At 34.3% G+C, this 20,188-nt stretch carries 22 protein-coding genes; 16 read left to right on the forward strand and 6 right to left on the reverse strand.

Annotated features, from left to right (window positions below):
- The first annotated feature begins 48 nt into the window (after positions 1–48).
- A complete protein-coding gene (locus KDN24_RS09385; RefSeq protein WP_409974602.1) occupies positions 49–225 on the forward strand; it encodes a hypothetical protein in 177 nt (58 codons plus the stop codon).
- Positions 226–325: 100 nt separating this feature from the next.
- Here the strand turns inward: KDN24_RS09385 and KDN24_RS09390 are convergent, their stop codons facing one another.
- Complete coding sequence (locus KDN24_RS09390) at positions 326–529, reverse strand: protein YkzT (protein WP_409974603.1); 204 nt, start codon at positions 527–529, stop codon at positions 326–328.
- 281 nt (positions 530–810) lie between these two features.
- Between KDN24_RS09390 and KDN24_RS09395 the strand changes: the two genes are divergently transcribed.
- Together KDN24_RS09395 and KDN24_RS09400 are read left to right on the forward strand one after the other, a co-directional pair.
- Complete coding sequence (locus KDN24_RS09395) at positions 811–1,347, forward strand: RDD family protein (protein WP_409974604.1); 537 nt, start codon at positions 811–813, stop codon at positions 1,345–1,347.
- A gap of 279 nt (positions 1,348–1,626) precedes the next feature.
- Positions 1,627–2,532 (forward strand): chemotaxis protein, encoded by a 906-nt coding sequence (locus tag KDN24_RS09400; protein WP_409974605.1) that lies wholly within the window; start codon positions 1,627–1,629, stop codon positions 2,530–2,532.
- Positions 2,533–2,593: 61 nt separating this feature from the next.
- Here the strand turns inward: KDN24_RS09400 and KDN24_RS09405 are convergent, their stop codons facing one another.
- The 4 genes from KDN24_RS09405 to KDN24_RS09420 form a co-directional block, all read right to left on the reverse strand.
- A complete protein-coding gene (locus KDN24_RS09405; RefSeq protein ID WP_409974606.1) occupies positions 2,594–3,061 on the reverse strand; it encodes a YkyB family protein in 468 nt (155 codons plus the stop codon).
- A gap of 95 nt (positions 3,062–3,156) precedes the next feature.
- Positions 3,157–4,446: an MFS transporter gene (locus KDN24_RS09410; RefSeq protein ID WP_409974607.1), complete on the reverse strand. Its 1,290-nt coding sequence runs from the start codon at positions 4,444–4,446 to the stop codon at positions 3,157–3,159.
- 4 nt (positions 4,447–4,450) lie between these two features.
- On the reverse strand, positions 4,451–5,062 hold the full coding sequence (locus KDN24_RS09415; RefSeq protein WP_409974608.1) for a PadR family transcriptional regulator: 612 nt from the start codon (positions 5,060–5,062) through the stop codon (positions 4,451–4,453).
- A 114-nt stretch (positions 5,063–5,176) separates the two neighbouring features.
- On the reverse strand, positions 5,177–6,046 hold the full coding sequence (locus tag KDN24_RS09420; RefSeq protein WP_491348392.1) for a metallophosphoesterase: 870 nt from the start codon (positions 6,044–6,046) through the stop codon (positions 5,177–5,179).
- Between the two features lie 194 nt (positions 6,047–6,240).
- On the opposite strand from KDN24_RS09420, the gene fadH reads away from it, so the two are divergent.
- The 4 genes from fadH (at position 6,241) to KDN24_RS09440 (ending at position 10,752) form a co-directional block, all read left to right on the forward strand.
- Positions 6,241–7,005, forward strand: a complete 765-nt coding sequence (gene fadH / locus KDN24_RS09425) for a 2,4-dienoyl-CoA reductase (protein WP_409974610.1) — start codon at positions 6,241–6,243, stop codon at positions 7,003–7,005.
- 192 nt (positions 7,006–7,197) lie between these two features.
- Positions 7,198–8,622, forward strand: a complete 1,425-nt coding sequence (gene aspA, locus KDN24_RS09430) for an aspartate ammonia-lyase (RefSeq protein ID WP_409974611.1) — start codon at positions 7,198–7,200, stop codon at positions 8,620–8,622.
- 105 nt (positions 8,623–8,727) lie between these two features.
- The gene (locus tag KDN24_RS09435; RefSeq protein WP_409974612.1) at positions 8,728–9,945 is read left to right on the forward strand and encodes an EAL domain-containing protein; all 1,218 of its coding nucleotides are present in this window, start codon (positions 8,728–8,730) and stop codon (positions 9,943–9,945) included.
- Between the two features lie 147 nt (positions 9,946–10,092).
- A complete protein-coding gene (locus tag KDN24_RS09440; protein ID WP_409974613.1) occupies positions 10,093–10,752 on the forward strand; it encodes a DUF3993 domain-containing protein in 660 nt (219 codons plus the stop codon).
- Between the two features lie 72 nt (positions 10,753–10,824).
- On the opposite strand, the gene KDN24_RS09445 is transcribed toward KDN24_RS09440, so the two are convergent.
- A complete protein-coding gene (locus KDN24_RS09445) occupies positions 10,825–11,064 on the reverse strand; it encodes a glutaredoxin family protein (protein ID WP_409974614.1) in 240 nt (79 codons plus the stop codon).
- Between the two features lie 315 nt (positions 11,065–11,379).
- On the opposite strand from KDN24_RS09445, the gene KDN24_RS09450 reads away from it, so the two are divergent.
- The 9 genes from KDN24_RS09450 to KDN24_RS09490 all read left to right on the forward strand — a co-directional run bounded on the left by KDN24_RS09450 (position 11,380) and on the right by KDN24_RS09490 (position 20,162).
- Positions 11,380–11,616, forward strand: coding sequence for a YkuJ family protein (locus KDN24_RS09450; protein ID WP_409974615.1), 237 nt, complete (start codon positions 11,380–11,382; stop codon positions 11,614–11,616).
- Between the two features lie 137 nt (positions 11,617–11,753).
- Positions 11,754–11,906 carry a hypothetical protein gene (locus KDN24_RS09455; RefSeq protein ID WP_409974903.1) on the forward strand — a complete coding sequence of 51 codons (153 nt, stop codon included), beginning with the start codon at positions 11,754–11,756 and terminating at the stop codon, positions 11,904–11,906.
- 65 nt (positions 11,907–11,971) lie between these two features.
- Entirely contained in the window at positions 11,972–12,418 is a 447-nt protein-coding gene (cbpB, locus tag KDN24_RS09460; RefSeq protein ID WP_409974616.1) for a cyclic-di-AMP-binding protein CbpB, read from the forward strand.
- Between the two features lie 200 nt (positions 12,419–12,618).
- Positions 12,619–14,061, forward strand: coding sequence for an MDR family MFS transporter (locus tag KDN24_RS09465; protein ID WP_409974893.1), 1,443 nt, complete (start codon positions 12,619–12,621; stop codon positions 14,059–14,061).
- A 35-nt stretch (positions 14,062–14,096) separates the two neighbouring features.
- Positions 14,097–14,999: a transcriptional regulator CcpC gene (ccpC, locus tag KDN24_RS09470; RefSeq protein WP_409974617.1), complete on the forward strand. Its 903-nt coding sequence runs from the start codon at positions 14,097–14,099 to the stop codon at positions 14,997–14,999.
- Positions 15,000–15,279: 280 nt separating this feature from the next.
- Positions 15,280–15,828, forward strand: coding sequence for a peroxiredoxin (locus KDN24_RS09475; protein WP_409974618.1), 549 nt, complete (start codon positions 15,280–15,282; stop codon positions 15,826–15,828).
- Between the two features lie 73 nt (positions 15,829–15,901).
- Entirely contained in the window at positions 15,902–16,357 is a 456-nt protein-coding gene (gene ykuV / locus KDN24_RS09480; RefSeq protein WP_491348393.1) for a thiol-disulfide oxidoreductase YkuV, read from the forward strand.
- A gap of 212 nt (positions 16,358–16,569) precedes the next feature.
- Positions 16,570–18,324, forward strand: a complete 1,755-nt coding sequence (locus KDN24_RS09485) for an ABC transporter ATP-binding protein (protein ID WP_491348394.1) — start codon at positions 16,570–16,572, stop codon at positions 18,322–18,324.
- Between the two features lie 11 nt (positions 18,325–18,335).
- Complete coding sequence (locus tag KDN24_RS09490) at positions 18,336–20,162, forward strand: ABC transporter ATP-binding protein (RefSeq protein WP_409974621.1); 1,827 nt, start codon at positions 18,336–18,338, stop codon at positions 20,160–20,162.
- Positions 20,163–20,188 lie beyond the last annotated feature (26 nt).

A 20,188-nucleotide genomic window follows, 5' to 3' on the forward strand; every position in this document is an offset into this window, starting at 1 on the left:
TATGCCCCCTAGAACTAAAAATATCAGTGATTATAAGGGGGTATTTAAATGGCGAAAAGAACGAAAAAAAATGATCCACAGCAAAAAAATAAAAAAGGCTTTGATTCAGCTATGATAAATACGGAATTTGCTCATGAATTCGGCAGTTCTGATACGAATAAGATTCATAAGGATAAAGCCAAAAAAGAGAAGGCGCCAAAAAACAACGGCAAATACAAAGACTAATTTGTATTAATTTTTACCGTAATTGTTATCTACGAATGCTTCAAATAAAAAAAAGACGTTTCTCTCAGCGAGAAGCGTCTTTTTACAAGTCGTTTATTATTTAATATCCGTAATCCCAATCCACTTCATTTTCATGCCAGAAAACTGGAGAAACAGAACCAAAGTCAATGATTTTATTCTCTATTTTGCAGTTACACTGCTCACAACCACACTGTGCCTTCATTTCTTCAAATACTGATCGCTCGACATTTTCAATTACTGTCACTTTTTGATTTTCCTGAAAAAGGATAGCTGTCCCTTTCATCGGTTCATCGCACCTCTTTAAATTTTTGATGGAAACACCTTATCATGTTCTCCGTTTATGCTTACATTTTATCCTTGATATTTACAATTGTCTATGACTTTGTGATAATGTTCACAAAAATATCACTTTCATTGTTAGCCATATTTATTAATAAATACAAGGTATTTACATATATTTAGTAGTGCTAAATTTTTGAAAATATTGCGTATGATAGGAGAAACAATTAATATTATTAATTAGTTGGTCTTATTTTATCCAAAATATATATTGGAGGTTATGAAGTGGAAGTAAATTTACAAAAAGAGCAATATTATGAAGAAAGGATGGAATATGGTGGATTCTGGATTCGGTTTGTGGCCTACTTTATTGATTCTATTATAATTGGGATCCCGTTAGCCATCCTAGCTTTTATTATCTTTGTCGTCTTTTTTGGGGCAAATGATAATTTAATGGCGATTATTTCAGATCCAGATTATGTTGACTATGGGGTGACTGAAGCAGAGGCACTTTCTATATTAGGGTCTTATTTTGGTGCGTTAGGTGTTATCATGATTATTAATCTAGTTGTATGGATTTCTTATTTTGCAGGTATGCATTCCTCGAAATGGCAGGCAACACTAGGCAAAAAGATGTTAGGATTGAAAGTTGCAGATTTACATGGCAATCGGATTACATTTTGGCGTGCATTAGGTAGATATTTGGCCATGTCATTTTTATCTGGAATATTATTGATCGGATATATTATTGCGGCCTTTACAGAAAAAAAGCAATCTCTTCATGATTTTATTGCAAGTACTGTAGTTATTAAAAATTCTTAAATATAGAAATTTAAAAGGGGCTGTCCGATAAGTGCCTGGCTCTCTCCTCACAACACAATATATAGAGTAGCTTTAACTGCTTTTTATCTATATAAAGTGTTGGAGGTGCCAGGCTCTTTGTTTTCGGACAGCCCCTTTTCGTTTTACTATTTTTTGAGACACATATAATTGAAAATTTTTTTATTGAAATTTATAAAAATGAATGCAAAATAAAGAATTATTCATGTTATAGTATTAGGTATAATTGACCATTTCACGTATAGGAAGGGCGAAATTGTAGTGGACCAAAAAAAAGGAATTTTATTAGAAAGCGGCACAAATGAACTAGAAATTGTTGAATTCAGTATTGGAAGAAATAAGTTTGGAATAAACGTAATAAAAGTGAAAGAAATTATTAACCCTGTTCAAATTATTCAAGTTCCTCATGCGCATCCAAATGTCGAAGGGATTATTGAATTGCGTGGCGAAGTGTTGCCAGTTGTCAATGTTGGAACTGCCTTAGGATTTCCACCATCGGAAAATCCTCAGCAAGATAAATTTATCGTTGCTGAATTTAATAAACAAAAAATCGTCTTTCATGTACATAGCGTAACACAAATTCATCGGATTTCATGGGATCAAATCGAAAAACCGTCTGAAATGTATCAAGGTCCTGAGAGTCAAATTATTGGTGTTATTAAATTGAATGGTGAAATGATATTATTATTAGATTTTGAAAAAATTGTTGTTGAAATTAACCCGGAGACTGGAATTAATATTCAACAAGTCCAAAAGCTTGGAAAGCGTGACCGTTCGAATAAACGATTAGTCGTTGCTGAAGATTCACCATTATTACGTAAATTATTGCAAGATACGTTAAAAGAAGCTGGTTTTATCAATGTTGAGTTTTTTGAGAATGGTAGTGACGCTTTAAATTATTTAGAGAGTCTTGTGCAAGAAGGAAAGAATATTGCAGATGAGATTCAATTAATTATTACTGATATTGAAATGCCGCAAATGGATGGTCATCATCTGACAAAGCGAATCAAAAATAATTCGGCACTTTCAATGCTACCAGTCATTATCTTTTCATCACTAATTACGGATGATCTTCGTCATAAAGGACAAATGGTCGGTGCTGATGCGCAGGTGAGCAAACCGGAAATTGCCGAACTTGTGTTATTAATCGATAAGTATGTTTTATAGAATGAATGAAGAAAAAACTAGGGGCTCTCTGAAGGGCTCCTAGTTTTTTTGTTAAGTATAGTTAAAAATAGCTTTCACCTAGTTTTTTAAAGATCGGTTTTTCGTATTCCCGTTTTTTATGGATTGGATAATGGCTGTTTTCCTGTAAGCCTGTGTAAGTTATTAATATTTTTTTTGCCTGATTAAGTGAAAGGTTTGTTTTGGGATTACGGACATTTTCATTTAGTTTTCCTAAATGGGGCAAATGTTCAAAGTCAGCCTTTGAAGGAGGTAAATGAAATGAATAGCTTCCACATTCAACTAATACATCTGATTGTTGCTGGCTAAATTTAGGATTACTTGAAAAATGAAGGCCGATTTTTTTTGCTTTTCCTTCATTTATTAGTTTTTGTAAGGCTTCTTGTTTAAGTTTGTAAAGAAATTTTGGGTTTGGCGCCGTTTTTGCATGGCGGTTAACGGTAAAGATTGCTTGTGAGAGGTTTTCAACCGTTGGATGCAGGTGAGGATTGTTTCTTCTTTCCGAATTCAATGATATGTCTCCTTTCAGATAAATAGGGATATATAACTATTATACCCCTTTTTATCTGAAAATGAAAAGTCATTATAAAATGAAGTCAACTTATTTTAGCCAATTGCTTTTTTTGGATTGTGGGTTTGTTTCTTTTCAATTGTTGTATTAAATTTTTTCAGCATAAAAATTAGTACGAAAATACCAAGTAAGCTTGTAGATGTGCCTGCAGCCATCATGACAGTTGGAACCCCAACAGCTTTGGCAAACAGTGCTCCAGCAGCTGGTGCAATTAACATCGATAAGGTTTGTAAAGACATGGCAGTGGATGACACTCTCCCCATCATCTCTTTAGGTGTTTCTGATTGCAATACATATCCGTACGGCACCGCCTCTCCAGAACCTAGAAATCCTAATAAAAATGCCCCAATAATCCAAAAGAATGTTGGCATGTTAATTAAGCCCATACTTCCAAGTCCAACAGCAATGATTAATCCTCCACTAAAAATAGATGCCGAGGACATTAAATGGATTGGCCTTTTTTTCCATTTCGTCCATTGGCCTAATACTAGCGAACCAATGACACTTCCAAGGCCGACACTGCTGACAAGTAAACCAAAATTAGCTTTTGAAAATCCTAAGTGCTGGGCAATAAAAACAAATAAACCATCATAAAGAAAAATGATAAAAAAGGCAATTGAAGATAAAATAATCGAAATTTTTAATAATGGGGTTTGGATGATATGCCTAATCCCTTGTGTTAAATCACGCCAATAGCTGCTTCTTTCAGGATGAACTGTTTGTTCAGAATTTTTGTCGATCGATTCTTGCTCTTCCAATGTTGGCATCATTAATAAGAAAATGATGGCAATTAGGAATCCTGCTGCTTCAAATAAAAATGGACTTTTTACGCCAAATATGGCAATGATGCCGCCACCAAGAGCGGGGCCAATTATTTTCATTGTGTTCACAGAAAGCTGGCTTAACGTTACTGCTTCCGGGAGAAGCGGCTCTGGTATTGTTAGGCGAATCGTACTTTGTCTTGCTGGATCATACAGTGCAGCAACCGTTCCTTTTAAAAATACAAATAATAAAAGGTAATAGAGATTAGGAGCAAAAAATAAACCTCCAACAAAGACGATTCGCAAAATTAAGCAAATGACCATTACTGGTTTTTTTGGCAACCGGTCAATAAAAACACTCGCAAAAGGTCCTATGATAACCCATGGAAGCCCAATAGCAATAATGACGGAAGCAATGGCTGTTTCATCAAGTCCCCAATGGTAAGCAACAATGACTTGTAAGGCAACGAAGTCGAGCCAATTACCTAAATCAGAAAATACTTGCGCTCCAAATAAAGAACGATAAGGGCGAATTTTTAATGGCTTAAATATCCCTGCTTCCATATAATTATTTCTCCTCATCAGTAGAATTCATTGCATTTCTTCTTCTTGTTAATAGTTTTGCTATATTCCCGTTTGGATCCTGTTCTTTCGGAAGATCGTGATTTTCGATAGCATTTATTGATTCTTCAATCCATTTTAATTCACCTTCCAAGCGAATTTCCTCATATCGAATACCAAGCATACCTAGATTAGTAATAAACGAATATCCATTGGTAGGCCATTCTTTAACAAAATTTAATAGATCCTCTGTTTCTGCTTTTCTTTTTTTTAAGTGACTAATTAGGATTGAGCTATCCATATCTTCGTGCCAAGTAGCTAATTTAATAAACAATTCATCTTTAATGACCGGATAAGCAGGTGGAGATTTGAGCCAATTTTCAAATTCCTCCCATCCTTTTGGTGTAAGTTCATAAAGTTTCTTTTTACGTCCTTCTTCTTCTTGTTCGACTGGATATATATAGCCTTCTTCCTCAAGTTTTTTTAATTTTGGATAAATGCTGCCATAGCTCATGCCCCAATATAGCCCTGCTGCCTTATGTTCAAATTCCCCTTTAATATTGTACCCTGTGCTAGGCCAAAAGCTTAAAATCGCCAAAATTGTGTGTTCAACAGACATTTTTATCTCCTTTCAATATATCGAAATGATATATCAATACGATATATTGGAAAATGAGGAAAGTCAATAAAAAAAACTGAGTCCAAAAGAATCTTTTTCTTTTGGACTCAGTTTTTAGTCTGAGCTTAAAGTAAACACAGTGAGTTCAGGCTTTGATAAAAATCGAAAGGGCAATCTTGTCGTACCCATTCCTCTATTTACATATAGAAGCAGAGGGGGAGAGCCGATTTCATAAAATCCTTCATGATATTTTTCGGCAAACGGAACTTTAACGAGAGCACCGAAAAACGGGATTTTGATTTGTCCACCATGGCTATGTCCACTAAGCTGTAACTGAATACGGTAAGGAGCTGCTTCGTCTGCTAAATCAGGGGCATGTGATAAGAGAATTTTATAAGCTTCGGCTGGTACACCATGCATCGCCTTCTCAATATTTGGCTTCCCAAGCATGGCATCATCAATACCAATAATATAAATACTGCTACCATTTGATTGTTTTATTTCAAGATTACTATTTAAAAGTAAAGTAAACCCAGATTCCTCAATGGCGGTTTTATAAATATTAGAGCCATAGCCACCGTGATCATGGTTTCCATAAATCGCAAATTTTCCAAATGGGGCATTAAGTTCCTTTAATATCGAGATGACCTCGTTTATACCTTTATATTTATTCGGTGTATCCATTAAGTCGCCTGTAAAAAAAATAATATCGGGCTTTTGCAAATTAATTTTTTGAACGAGTTTTCGAAGCTGTTCACTATTATATTGAAAACCTAGATGTGTGTCACTGAATTGAACAATTTTGAAGTTGTTAAAGCTCTGAGGAATGGCTTTATTTACTATTTTATAATTGGTGATTTCTAATAACTTTGGCTCAATTTCATGTGCGTAATAATATCCTCCGCCACCAACTCCAATCATCGCAAGAAAGGAGCTGAACGCTCTCTTTAAGAACGATCTACGGGTTACTTTCTTCTTTGCCATCTATAACCAACCTATCTATACAATCTATTCTTTAATACTATCAAACTATTACGTTAAAAAGAAGTTTGAAAAACAGATTTATAAATATTTGTAGATTACATTTTTCTTCAATAAGTTATTCGAAAATTCAATAATTTATGTTAAAATAGAAATGAATAACTATTCATTTTTATTAGAAAAAAGGGGGATGTAAGTTGAAAGGAAAAGTCGTGATTATAACAGGTGGTTCAAATGGAATGGGTAAATATATGGCAAAGCATTTTGCCGAAGCCAGTGCTTCTGTAGTCATTACAGGGAGATCTATTGAAAGGCTGGAAGCAGCAAAAAAAGAAATCGAAACATTTTTTGGACAAGTGTTGACGGTTCAGATGGATGTGAGAGATGTCGCGCATGTAAAGCGGATGAAGGAGGAAACGATCGAAGCTTTTGGAAAAATAGATTATTTAATAAATAATGCTGCTGGTAATTTCATTTGTCCTGCAGAGGAATTAAGTCCAAATGGCTGGAATTCTGTCATCAATATTGTCTTAAACGGGACCTTCTATTGTTCAAGTGAAATTGGAAAATATTGGATTGAAAATGGGATAAAAGGCAGTATTGTCAATATGGTTGCAACCTATGCATGGGGTGCTGGAGCAGGGGTCATTCATTCGGCGGCAGCAAAGGCAGGTGTATTGTCGATGACAAGAACACTTGCAGTTGAATGGGGAAAGAAGTATGGAATTAGAGTTAATGCAATTGCTCCTGGACCGATTGAGAGAACTGGAGGTGCAGAAAGACTTTGGGAATCTGAGGAGGCAGCAAAAAGGACATTAAATAGTGTTCCACTTGGAAGAATTGGCACCCCAGAGGAAATTGCGAGCTTGGCCTATTTCCTTCTTTCTGAAAATGCAGCATATATTAATGGAGAATGTATTACAATGGATGGAGGCCAATGGCTGAATCAATTTCCATTTTAATTTTAGAACCTGCAGTGCATGTACTGCAGGTTTTTCTATTTTTCGATATATTAAAACTTTTAATATATTTCTGAAAACTATTTATTGTGAAAAATAAAGAGAAAAAATGCCTGAATAGTAGTATACTATAGCCGTGATGAAAGTGAACAAGTTATTAGACTTCTTCAGATTAACATTAGGAATGATGAGGAGATGTGTAAAGTGAATACGTACAGAGTGGAAAAAGATTTTTTAGGAGAAAAACATGTACCAATTGAAGCATATTATGGGATCCAGACGTTAAGAGCAGTTGAGAACTTTCCAATTACGGGGTATAAATTGAATCAAGATATGATCATTGCTCTTGCAATCGTGAAAAAAGCCGCTGCTCTCGCAAATGCTGATATAGGAAGACTATATAAAGGAAAGGCAGAAGCAATCAGTCAAGCGGCTGATGAAATTATTGCAGGGCAATGGCATGATCATTTCATTGTTGATCCGATCCAAGGCGGTGCTGGTACATCTATTAATATGAATGCAAATGAAGTTATTGCCAATCGTGGTTTGGAAATTATGGGAAAAGAAAAAGGGGAATATTTCCATTTAAACCCGAATATCGACGTTAATATGGCGCAATCAACGAATGATGCTTTCCCAACAGCTATACATATCGCTGCTTATCGAGCACTTACTCCATTATTAAATACAATGAAAGAGATGAGAGATGCTTTTGATCAAAAAGCGAAAGAATTTGATTCTGTTATAAAGATGGGGAGAACTCACTTACAAGATGCTGTTCCAATTCGCTTAGGCCAAGAATTTAAAGCATATACAAATGTAATTGAACGTGATATAAAGCGTATCGAAAATTCGAGAGAAAATTTATTAGAAGTTAATATGGGAGCAACAGCAGTTGGTACAGGCTTAAATGCAGATCCACATTATATTGAAAAAGTTGTTCAATATTTAGCTGAAATTGCTGGTATGAATATCGTTCCAGCTGAAAACCTTGTTGACGCAACACAAAATACAGATACATATACACAAATTTCTTCAGCCTTGAAAATATGTATGGTGAACATGTCGAAAATAGCTAATGATCTTCGTTTAATGGCTTCCGGTCCAAGGGCGGGTTTATATGAAATTAATTTGCCTTCTCGTCAACCAGGTTCGTCCATTATGCCAGGAAAAGTGAATCCAGTTATGCCTGAAGTGATTAACCAAATTGCTTTCCAAGTAATAGGAAACGATCATACCATTTCTCTAGCTTCTGAAGCAGGTCAGTTTGAATTAAACGTAATGGAACCTGTCTTATTATTTAACTTATTACAATCTATTTCGATTATGACGAATGGCTTCCGAGTTTTCACAAGTTTCTGTGTTTCTGGAATTACGGCTAATGAAGATCATCTTAAAGAATATGTTGAGAAAAGTGTAGGGCTTTTGACAGCAGTAAATCCGCATATTGGATATAATGTGGCCTCAGAAATTGCACGTGAGTCTATTATAAATGGAAAATCAATTAGAGAACTTTGTTTACTTTATGATGTACTTAGTGAAGAAGAATTAGATATTATATTAGATCCATACGAAATGACAAAGCCTGGAATCGCTGGTGCTTCCTTGCTTGATAAATAAGAATATAAATAAAAATGCCGATTATGCATGTCGGCATTTTTATTTTTGGGCTTTTAGAAAATATGCTATAATTATACATCAATCTTATATGGAGGAAATGGAATTATGGACGCACTGGAAATCTTAACGGATTTAGATAATGCTTTTCCTGTTTTTCAACCGATATTCAGTGCTGATGAGCATCGTATTGTAGGCTATGAAATTTTCGGTAGATATAGAAGTGAAAATGAGGTAATGAGCTTAGGTCCTCTTTTCTTGGATACAAGCATACCAGAAGAATATCGATTAGAAATTGACAATACAGTATTAAAAAAGGCGCTCGATAAAGCATTAAGCTTAGAAGATGATGTTCTACTATTTATTAACAAAGATGCAGATTTACTGATGTATGATAATGCAGAATCACTTTTAGCTTTACTTTTAGCGTATGAAGAAAAAGGAATCAATCTTAATCGGATTGTTCTTGAGTCAACAGAACGAGTTTATAAAGGTGACATGGAGCATCTCGACCATCTTTTAAATTATCTTCGGACGTATGGGATTAAGATTGCCATTGATAATATGGGCAATGAGAGAAGCCATTTAGACAGAATCGGCCAACTTGCCCCGAATATATTAAAGGTGGATTTGAATGAGCTGCGTTCAGTTGCGACTGCTCAAGTTTTGCATGATATTTTATATTCCCTTTCATTATTAGCTCGGAAAATTGGCATTACTTTATTGTTTGAAAATATTGAAATGATATACCAACTCCAATTTGCTTGGAGAAATGGCGGGAGATATTTTCAAGGCTTCTATTTACATAAGCCGTCTGAAGAGTTTATTGACAGAGATGTTTTAAAGGTAAAGTTAAGGGATGAGTGGTATGGATTTATTTCATACGAGAAGAAAAAACTAGAAGCAATCTATCGAGTAACAGATGAATTTAATGACAAGCTATTGAAAATTCCTCAAATAAAAAACAGGAAATCATTAGAATATGAAGAATTATTACATATACTTGCCGCGAATTTGGATGAATTTGCTTTTCGATTGTATATTTGTGATGAAAATGGGTTTCAAAAATCTGCAAATATTTTTAAAGAAGAACAAGCATGGAAGCTTCAACAAGAATATATAAGTAAAAATTGGAGCTGGCGTCCTTATTTCTTGGAAAATATTATGAAAATGAGGATCGCTAGGAAGGGAATTTTGTCTGATTTATATAGTGACATAGAAACAGGGGAAACGATTCGAACCTTTTCATATCCATTAAGTGATAATGATTTTTTATTCGTTGATATTTCCTATAATTATCTTTATGAGCATGAAGGATTATTGTAATTTTGTCGTATAAGGGGAAATGAAGGCAAGAAACAAGTTAAACTGTCAATATGTGCAGATATTTTACGAACTTTTTTTGCTTAAAACTCGTGAATTTGTTGTTAAAATGAAAACTATTAGCCGATGTAATGAGAGAGGGAGTTGAGAATGGGTAAATTTATCCAAAAGCCTTTGTTAATCGTTGCTGCTATTTTTTTGTTTTTTCCAACAATCTCAAGTGGGAAGACACATTTTGAAAATAATGAAGATGTGTTTCATTTTACCCAAACTGCTTTTCAGGCTCAAGTCGCCATAAGTGAACAGGAAAGAAGTTTACCAGAAATTCATGAAATATTATCACCTTATTTTACTGAAAATGCCAAGGGAAAATTTTTAAAGGAAAATCTTTTTGAAGAGAACGGGAAATATTTTACCCTTGGGACGGATTTTCCAATTTACTATATTCCTTTTTTTAGTTATGAAAAAACAGAAGTCATAACAATCAATGATAAACTATATGTATTTGAATATTTTTTGAAAAATGATGAAGGCCCTGTTTCATATGATTCTCATTATGAAGGTGTGTTACTCGAAAAAGAGAATGGACATTGGAAAGTGGCTGAGTTTTTAAACAATATTTCTCCTGAGGAAATGTTAAAGCAGGATGAGGGGAATTCGGCTGTAGCAATGCCAATAATAAATGAGGCTGAGCCTTCACATGAATTAATTCTCAAATCTGCTTGTCAAATGGGCTTTTCCATGCAGCCCTTAACGGATTTCTATCTTTATGGTTTGTCTATATTGTTTGAAAAAGTAAATAACAGTTAATCAATGAATAAAAGGGGAGAGCTTAGGATGATATCATTCATGCTCTCCCTTTTTCATTCAAATTCTTCTTAATTATTCCGCAATATTTAATGCTTCTTTTAATTTTTCTAAATTGAATCCTGTAATCACAGTTTCTCCAATGACAATTGTCGGTGTTGAATATGATTCGTATTTTTGAATTAATTCCATTTTTGCTTTTTGGTTCGTTTTGATATCCTTTACTTCAAAAGAAAAACCGTAATTAGTTAAAAACATTTTTACGATTTCACAAGGAGGACAATCTGGTTGCGAGTATACTATTATTTTTTCCATTAATGAATTTTCCTTTCTTTATACATGAATGTTCAATATTATCCATTGAGGAGATTGTAGTTGGATCATAATCATTCACTTAATCATAAAAAAAGATCTCTGTATAATCAATCGAAAAAATTGGAGAAATCATAAGAAAAAATTGCATTTTCATCACTTTTTACTTGTGTTTACATATAAAATTCCTTTATTCTTTTATTATTGGTATGAAGGGCTAAAATGCTGAATATTCCGAAATTAAACTAGAAGGATAGAAACATACCAAAAGAGAAACCTAAATGTAAGATGTTTGGTTTTTGTGAAAGGAGAAGAAACATGTCACAGCTACAAGGAATATTAACACGTTTAAAGCACTTACAAGAACAATCAAACGGTGGTGAACCGACACAACGTTTTTTTGAAGTAAATGGAGAGAGGAAATGCCAAGTAACTTATCAGCCAAAAACTGAAATGTTCGAGTTGGAAGTTTATCATGATAAGGAAAAGCCAAAACGATATCAATTTGACAATATTGATATGATTACAATTGAGATTTTTGACTTGATTCAATAAGATCATATACAAAAGAGGAGCCGAATTTTAGGTTCCTTTTTCTGTGTATAGCGTAGAGACATTATGAATGTTTTTAAACTACATACATTTTGCTGTTTCCGTTTGCCAATAATAAGCAAAAAGAGGTGAAATGTATGATGCCATTAGTGAAGTGTCCAAACTGTCATAATGAGGATGATATTGAACATGTTTTAACTGCGCAGTCAAATCAAAACGTTATTTATAAATGTCCAATATGTCAGTATGAGCTTAAAAACATTCATACGAGTAAAGGCTCTAGAACTTATTAGGAGCAAGAAACGAATAATTGTGATACACTATAATAGATAATAATTACTTTGAGGAGTTTTCGGCGATGATAAGTCTTCACAGTGGGGAAAATGTAGAAAATGATATCCGTAATTTTTTAATTCCTTCAGAACGTGTTGCACATGTTCAGATTGGAAACAGTTTAGAACATGCATTACTTGTATTAACAAAAAGTGGCTATACTGCGATTCCTGTTCTTGATCCACATTATAAGCTTCATGGATTAATAAGTACCCCGATTATAATGGACTCTATTCTTGGCCTAGAAAGAATTGAATTTGAAAAACTAGAGGAAAAACGTGTGGAGGAAGTAATGAATCGAAAGATTCCAAGATTAAATATTAATACTTCCATTAATAATTCAATTGCTTTATTAATTGATAATCCATTTCTCTGTGTAGAAAATGAAGATGGTTATTTCGAAGGTATCTTTACAAGAAGAACAATATTAAAGAAATTAAATAATGTTATGCGCAACATAAATAATAAATAGCAGCGAATGGCTCCCAATAAAGGGAGCTTGCTTTTTTTTGATGAATAAATAAATGTTATTCTATGTTGTGAATCAGCTGTCTAGCACAAGCGCTAGCGCTTTTCTTAAAAGGAGGAAAATAGTTGGAACAAGTTCTAGAAAAGGATGTAACAAATAAAAGAAAAGGGCAGACGAATAGACCGCTCGTACTTGCTTCGGTCATGCTGGCTATGTTCATCGGAGCGATTGAAGCAACGATTATTTCAACGGCAATGCCTTCTATTGTTGGTGACTTAGGGGGGTTTTCACTTTATAGCTGGGTTTTTTCTGGATATTTATTAATGAATGCTGTGACAGTCCTCATTTATGGAAAGCTGTCTGATTTATTTGGAAGAAAGCCAATATTAATTTTAGGAATTTCGATATTTCTAATTGGTTCAATTCTTTGTGGCTTTGCAAACTCGATGGTTATGTTAATTATTTTTAGATTAATCCAAGGATTTGGGGCAGGGGCAGTCATGCCAATTGCGACGACGATCGTTGGTGATATTTATACGAAGGAAGAAAGAGCCAAAATCCAAGGTTATTTATCAAGTGTTTGGGGAATCTCAGCCATAATGGGTCCTGCCATAGGTGGCATGCTTGTCGAATATGCTAGCTGGCAATATGTTTTTTGGGTGAATATTCCTTTAGGCATTTTAGCAATAATCGGAGTAGGAAAATTTCTTCATGAAAATATTGAAAAGACGAAGCCGAGCATTGATTATCAAGGAGCTATTCTTTTAACAATATCCATTTCAACCATTATGTTCTTTTTAATAGAAGGTGGTACTAGATGGTCTTGGGTTTCAAAACAAGCAATTACCATCTTGGTTATAAGTTTAATTGCATTCATTTTATTTATTTTTCAAGAAAAAAAAGCTTCAGAGCCAATGATGCCTTTTAATATTTGGAAGGAACGGTCAATCCTTATTGCAAATCTTGCCTCTTTAACAACAGGTGTCATGTTAATTGGAATCACAAGCTTTCTACCAGCTTTTGTTCAAGGTGTGATGGAACGTTCACCAATAGTAGCAGGATTTACGCTAACAGCCATGTCAATTGGTTGGCCAATTGCATCTTGGTCTGCAGGCCAACTCCTGTTAAAGATTGGCTTCAGAACCACAGCTGTTTTCGGCGGCATTTCACTTGTTATAGGTAGTATTTTATTTGTTACTCTTTCACCTGAAGCAGGTCCTCTTTGGGCAGCTGCCGGATCATTTTTTGTTGGTGTAGGGATGGGGTTAACATCAACATCCTTTATAGTTTCGATTCAGAGTACGGTGAGCTGGCAGCAAAGAGGAATTGCAACAGCCTCCAATATGTTTATGAGAAATTTAGGGAATACGATTGGTGCTGCTCTACTTGGAGGTATTTTAAATAGTAATATCATGTCCTATTTTGAAAAGAATGCGAAAAATGTTAATGAAAAGTTATCAATTGATTCTGCCAATATTCTTTTGAATGCAGAAGAAAGGAATAAGTTGGCTAGTGGAGTAAAGGAAGTTCTACAGGACGGACTTACCTTCTCGTTGCATTCTGTTTATTATGCTGTTCTTATCTTCGCTATTATTAGCTTTTTGTTCATATTGCTTTTACCTAAGAAGGAGAAAAATCCTACTTAAGATGAAGCAAGAAAGACTTGTAAATGGGGGATCATATGTCATCACTTTCTGAGTTTCATTTTCTTTCAGTCTTGGCGCAAGAAATGAATATGAGAAAAGCAGCTGAAAGATTATTTGTTTCACAGCCAGCATTATCACAGCGATTGCAAACAATTGAAAAGGAATGGGGAGAAAAATTATTTGTTCGCTCTCAAAAAGGGTTGACTCTAACACCTGCTGGAGAAATAATTATAAATTTTATTAACGAAGTCATTACGAAGGAAGAAAAGGTAAGAGAATCTATTCATGCGCTTAATGCGGAAGTGTATGGTACGCTAAAAATTGCCGTTGCTTCCATCGTCGGTCAAAATTGGCTCCCACAAGTATTAAAGAAATTCGTGACACGCTATCCCCAAGCGAAAATTTCTTTAATCACTGGCTGGAGCAGTGAAATTTTGAAATCTATTTATGATGATCAAGTTCATATTGGAATAATTCGCGGAACACCTGACTGGAAGGGTTTTAAAATTCACTTATTTGAAGATTGCTTATATCTTGTTGATACGGAAATAACACGGCCTGAACAAGTATTGGAAACAGATCGTCCGTTTATCCAATTTAAAAGTGATTCAAATTATTATCAAGAAATCCAAGATTGGTGGCTTAAACATTTTAAAACAGCTCCAAAAAGAACGATCGTAGTTGATCAAATTGAAACTTGTAAACAAATGACCTTAAATGGAATCGGATATGCTATTTTGCCTGCGATTACATTGAATGGGGCAGAACAGAATATCTTTAAAATTCCTTTATTAGATGAAAATAACCTCCCTCTAAAACGAGACACATGGCTGTTAGGATATGAATCATCTTTTAAGCTTAAACAAGTTCAGGCTTTCGTTGAAATAATAAAGGAGCATATTAATGAAGAAAGACATGAGCTATGGAGGAATGAGTAAGAAATGCATATTATTTTCTTCTAAAAAGATTATTTGATAGACTTAAAATTGAAAACATTCATTGAACATGCAATGAATGTGATTAATCTGAATTGAAAAAGGGTAAACCAAATAAGAGTGTCTTCTTTTTAATTAATGATAATTGATTTTTATTTAAATTAATTACAATTTAATATTGACTTTAAAACTTCAAACGTCTATAATCATTATTGTTAGGAAGTTACTAAATGAGAATCGATACAATAAATTCTCATTTATAATATTAATGGAGGGATTACATATGGCTGAACGCATGGTAGGAAAACAGGCACCAAGATTTGAAATGGATGCAGTTTTACCAAATAAGGAGTTTGGAAAAGTAAGTCTTGAAGAAAATATGAAAAACGACAAATGGACAGTATTATTTTTCTATCCGATGGATTTCACTTTCGTATGTCCGACAGAAATTACTGCACTTTCTGACCGTTATGATGAGTTTGAAGATCTTGACGCAGAGGTTATCGGTGTATCAACAGATACAATTCATACACACTTAGCATGGATTAATACAGACCGTAAGAATAATGGTCTTGGCGATTTAAAATATCCGCTAGCTGCTGATACAAATCATATTGTATCTCGTGATTATGGTGTTCTTATTGAAGAAGAAGGTATTGCACTCCGTGGATTATACATTATCAGTCCTGAGGGTGAATTAATGTATTCTGTTGTAAACCACAATAATATTGGCCGTGATGTTGATGAAACTTTACGTGTTCTTCAAGCTCTACAAACTGGAGGACTTTGCCCAGCAAACTGGAAACCAGGACAAGAAACGCTACACGTTTAATAGATGACATAATTTAAAAGGCCTAACGTACGTTAGGTCTTTTCTTGAATGATGTGATTTAGGGGGGAAAAGGATGAAATTACGTGAACCAATGCCAGAGTTGTTAGGTGCAACAGAATGGTTAAATGGGGAAGTTACGAAGGAGCAATTAATTGGCGAAAAGCCAACATTAATTCATTTTTGGTCTGTGAGCTGCCATTTATGTAAAGAGGCAATGCCGAATGTGAACAAGTTTAGGGACGATTATCATGATAAACTTAATGTAATTGCTGTTCACATGCCTCGTTCAGAAAATGATTTAAATATTGAAGATATTAAAAAGGTTGCAGCAGAGCACGAAATTACTCAACCAATTTTTGTTGATAGTGAGCTCAAGCTTAATGAAGCTTTTGAAAATCAGTATGTTCCTGCCTATTATGTGTTTGATAAGGATGGAAATCTTCGTCACTTCCAAGCTGGTGGAAGCGGCATGAAAATGTTAGAAAAACGGGTAAATCGAGTATTAGATGAAATGGAAAAAGCAGAATAAAATGAGTGGATCAAGCTGTAGAGCTTGACCCTTTTTTTATTTTGTCTTTTTTATTTTTTTTGAAAATCTAGAAATTTCAAATAAAATAGTGGAAAAATATTTCGAAACCCGTTATATTTAGTATTACGTTCCTTTTTTGGTAAGAGCCCCCTTGAATCTTTTTTATTTTGATGCGTACAGCTTGAGTTTTTCAAATGAAAGGAGGAAGTTGTTTGGAGACGTTTAAGAAATTGAAAAAATATTATTGGCCATATAAACATTATTTTATTTTGTCAATTGGCTTCTTATTAATTGTGACAGCGATTACTGTTGTGTATCCGATCATTTTGCAAATTACTATTGATGAAGTTGTGACGAAAGAGAAATATGAATGGATTCCTTATTTATCCCTTGGTTTCATTGGAATTATGATTATTAAAGGAATAGCGACATATATTCATCAATATACAGGTGATTTGTTTGGGATAACCTCAGTTTATAAGTTAAGGAATGCTCTTTATGAAAAACTGCAATTTTTATCTTTTCGCTATTACGATAATGCGAAAACAGGGGATTTAATGTCACGTTTAACAGCTGATGTCGAAGGGTTTCGTTTTTTTCTTTCCTTTGGCTTTTCAGAGCTTATTCGTTTCATTATTTTAATCGGGATTAGTTTTTCAGTTATGCTTTATTACTCAATCCCTCTTACACTTGTCACATTAATTACTTTACCTTTTCTAGCCGTTGTGACGTTTAAATTTGATAAGGCTGTTCATCCTGCATTTCGAAATATTCGAAAATCCTTCGGAAGATTAAATACGAAAGTCCAAGAAAACATTAGTGGGATAAATACGGTGAAATCATTATCTAGGGAAACATTTGAAATTAATAAATTTAACGATTCAAATCATGATTATAAAGATAAATTTATTTTTACTTCGAATATTTGGGCGAAATATTTCCCTTTAATGGAGTTCTTGGGGAACTTAAGTGTTGTGTTTTTACTAGCATATGGAGGCTATCTCGTCATAACAGGAAGTTTACATTTAGGTGAGCTTGTTGCTTTTTATAGTTTAGTCGGATATATTATTTGGCCAATAATGAATCTTGGATTCGTTATTAACTTGTTTTCTCAGGCTAAGGCTTCAGGGGAAAGATTGTTGGAGATTCTTGAGGCTGATAATGAGATTGAAACAAAATCAACAGCTATTGTGGTAGAGAGATTTAGGGGAGAAGTCGAGTTTTGTGATGTTACATTACGTTATTCGAAAGAGGATAAAGATGCGTTATTCAATATTTCTTTTTATGCTCATCCTGGAAAGGTAATTGGTTTAATCGGCTCTACAGGTTCAGGGAAAACAAGCTTAACTCAACTAATGACAAGATTTTACGAACCTAGTGAAGGTCAAGTTTTTATTGATGGAGTCGATGTGACAGATTACTCCTTACTTTCACTGAGACGTAATATTGGTTTTGTTTTGCAGGAGTCATTTTTATTTTCTTCATCCATCAAGGCTAATATTTCATATGGAAGACCAGATGCAACGATGGAGGAAATTGTTAACGCTGCGAAAAAGGCTCAAGCTCATGACTTTATTATGGAGCTTCCAGATGGATATGACACGATGCTCGGGGAAAGAGGAATGGGTCTTTCAGGAGGGCAGAAGCAGAGAATTGCGATTGCGCGAGCTATTTGTATTAATCCAAGTATATTAATACTAGATGATGCTACAAGTGCGGTCGATATGGAGACAGAATTCCAAATTCAATTGGCATTACAAGAAGTGATGAAGGGTAGAACAACATTTATTATCGCACATCGCATATCCTCTCTCAAACATGCTGATGAAATACTAGTTCTAGAAAATGGCCGTATTGTTGAAAGAGGTGTTCACCAATCATTATTGAAACAAAAGGGACCCTATCAACGGATTTATGATATTCAGTATCAAGATTTAGAAAATGTGATGAAATCACGTATAGGCTAGGCGGTGAGAAAATGACTGAACAAAAAAAAGAAAAGAATGATAAAGTACGATCAAGATTCCAATATTCTACAGAAGAGGCGATAGAAAAACCATTTAATTGGAAACAAATGATGCGTCTGTTTAGCTATATGAAACCATATAGAAAGAACTTGCTCCCATTATCAATCTTAATGGTTTTGCTCAATACATCAGTAAGATTAATAATCCCCATTATCATTGGTGTCTATACACTTGATAAAGCATTAATCAATAAAGATAGCAAGCTTCTAATTATTCTTGTGACGATTATTATTAGCTTGTATTTAATATCTTATGTAGCAAATTATTTCCGCATTAAATGGATGAATATTCTTGGGCAAAGTATTATTTATGATTTGCGAAAACATTTATTTACCCATGTCCAGACACTATCTCATCGTTTTTTCGATCAACGATCGGCAGGTTCAATTTTAGTACGAATTATGAATGATATTAATTCTCTTCAAGAGCTTTTTACGAATGGTGTTATTAATTTATTGATGGATATTATTCTACTTTTAGGAGTTATGGTTATTCTATTTACATTAAGCCCTCAATTAGCATTAGCTATTATGGTTATATTGCCGATTATGTTTTTTATTTCCACCTCATTAAGACGAAATATTCGTAAATCTTGGCAAAATGTTCGTTTAAAACAATCTAAATTAAACTCACATTTAAATGAAAGTATCCAAGGAATTAGAATTACTCAATCCTTTACTCAAGAAAAAGAAAATATGTCTTTTTTTGATGGTGTGAATACAGAAAATTTTGAGAGCTGGAGAGAAGCTTCACAAAAAAATGCGATGTTTCGGCCGCTTGTTGAATTGACAAATGCAATAGGTTCAGCAGTATTAATTTGGTTCGGCGTTTATTTAATTCAAGGGGCAACACTTTCAATTGGTGAATTTGTTTCTTTTGCATTTTATTTAGGTATGTTTTGGGAGCCAATTTCTCGTTTAGGTATGGTTTATAATCAATTGCTAATTGGCATGGCATCATCTGAGCGAATTTTTGAATTTTTAGATGAAAAACCGAATGTTGATGAAAGAAAAAATGCCATTGAATTACGTACTATCAAAGGTCATATTCAATTCAAGGATGTTGAGTTTTCATATGATAATCGACGCTCAGCCTTACAAAAAATTAATTTAGAAATGAAGGCGGGTCAAACAGTTGCTTTAGTTGGTCATACTGGTTCTGGCAAAACAACCATAGCGAATTTAATTAGTCGTTTCTATGATCCGACAAGTGGTGCAGTAAAAATGGATGGTCACGATTTACGTGATCTAACCTTATCAAGCTTGCGTACTCAAATAAGTATTGTTCTACAGGATACATTTATCTTTTCTGGAACGATCGGTGAGAACATCCGATTCGGAAGACCTGATGCGAGTGATGAGGAGGTTATGGAAGCTGCTAAAGCTGTAGGAGCGCACACATTTATTGAGAATCTCCCAAATGGGTATGAAACAGAAGTAGAAGAAAGAGGGAATATTCTTTCGGTCGGTGAAAGGCAGCTTTTATCCTTTGCACGAACATTGCTTGCAAATCCACGCATATTAATTTTGGATGAAGCAACTGCCAGTATTGATACAGAAACAGAGATGAAGATCCAACAAGCATTAAAGACGTTATTAAACGGAAGAACCGCGATTATTATTGCTCATCGTCTCTCAACGATTCGAGAAGCTGACCATATTTTTGTGCTTGACCATGGAAATATTATCGAACAAGGAAACCACCAAACGTTAATGGATTTACGAGGCGAATATTATCAATTAGTAAAAGCACAATTTAATATGGTGAATGCAGTGTAATGAAAACCTCCTTTAAGGAGGTTTTT

Origin of the sequence: Cytobacillus sp. Bva_UNVM-123 (genome assembly GCF_046351715.2) — a bacterium.
In the GTDB taxonomy this organism is placed as follows: Bacteria; Bacillota; Bacilli; order Bacillales; family Cytobacillaceae; genus Cytobacillus.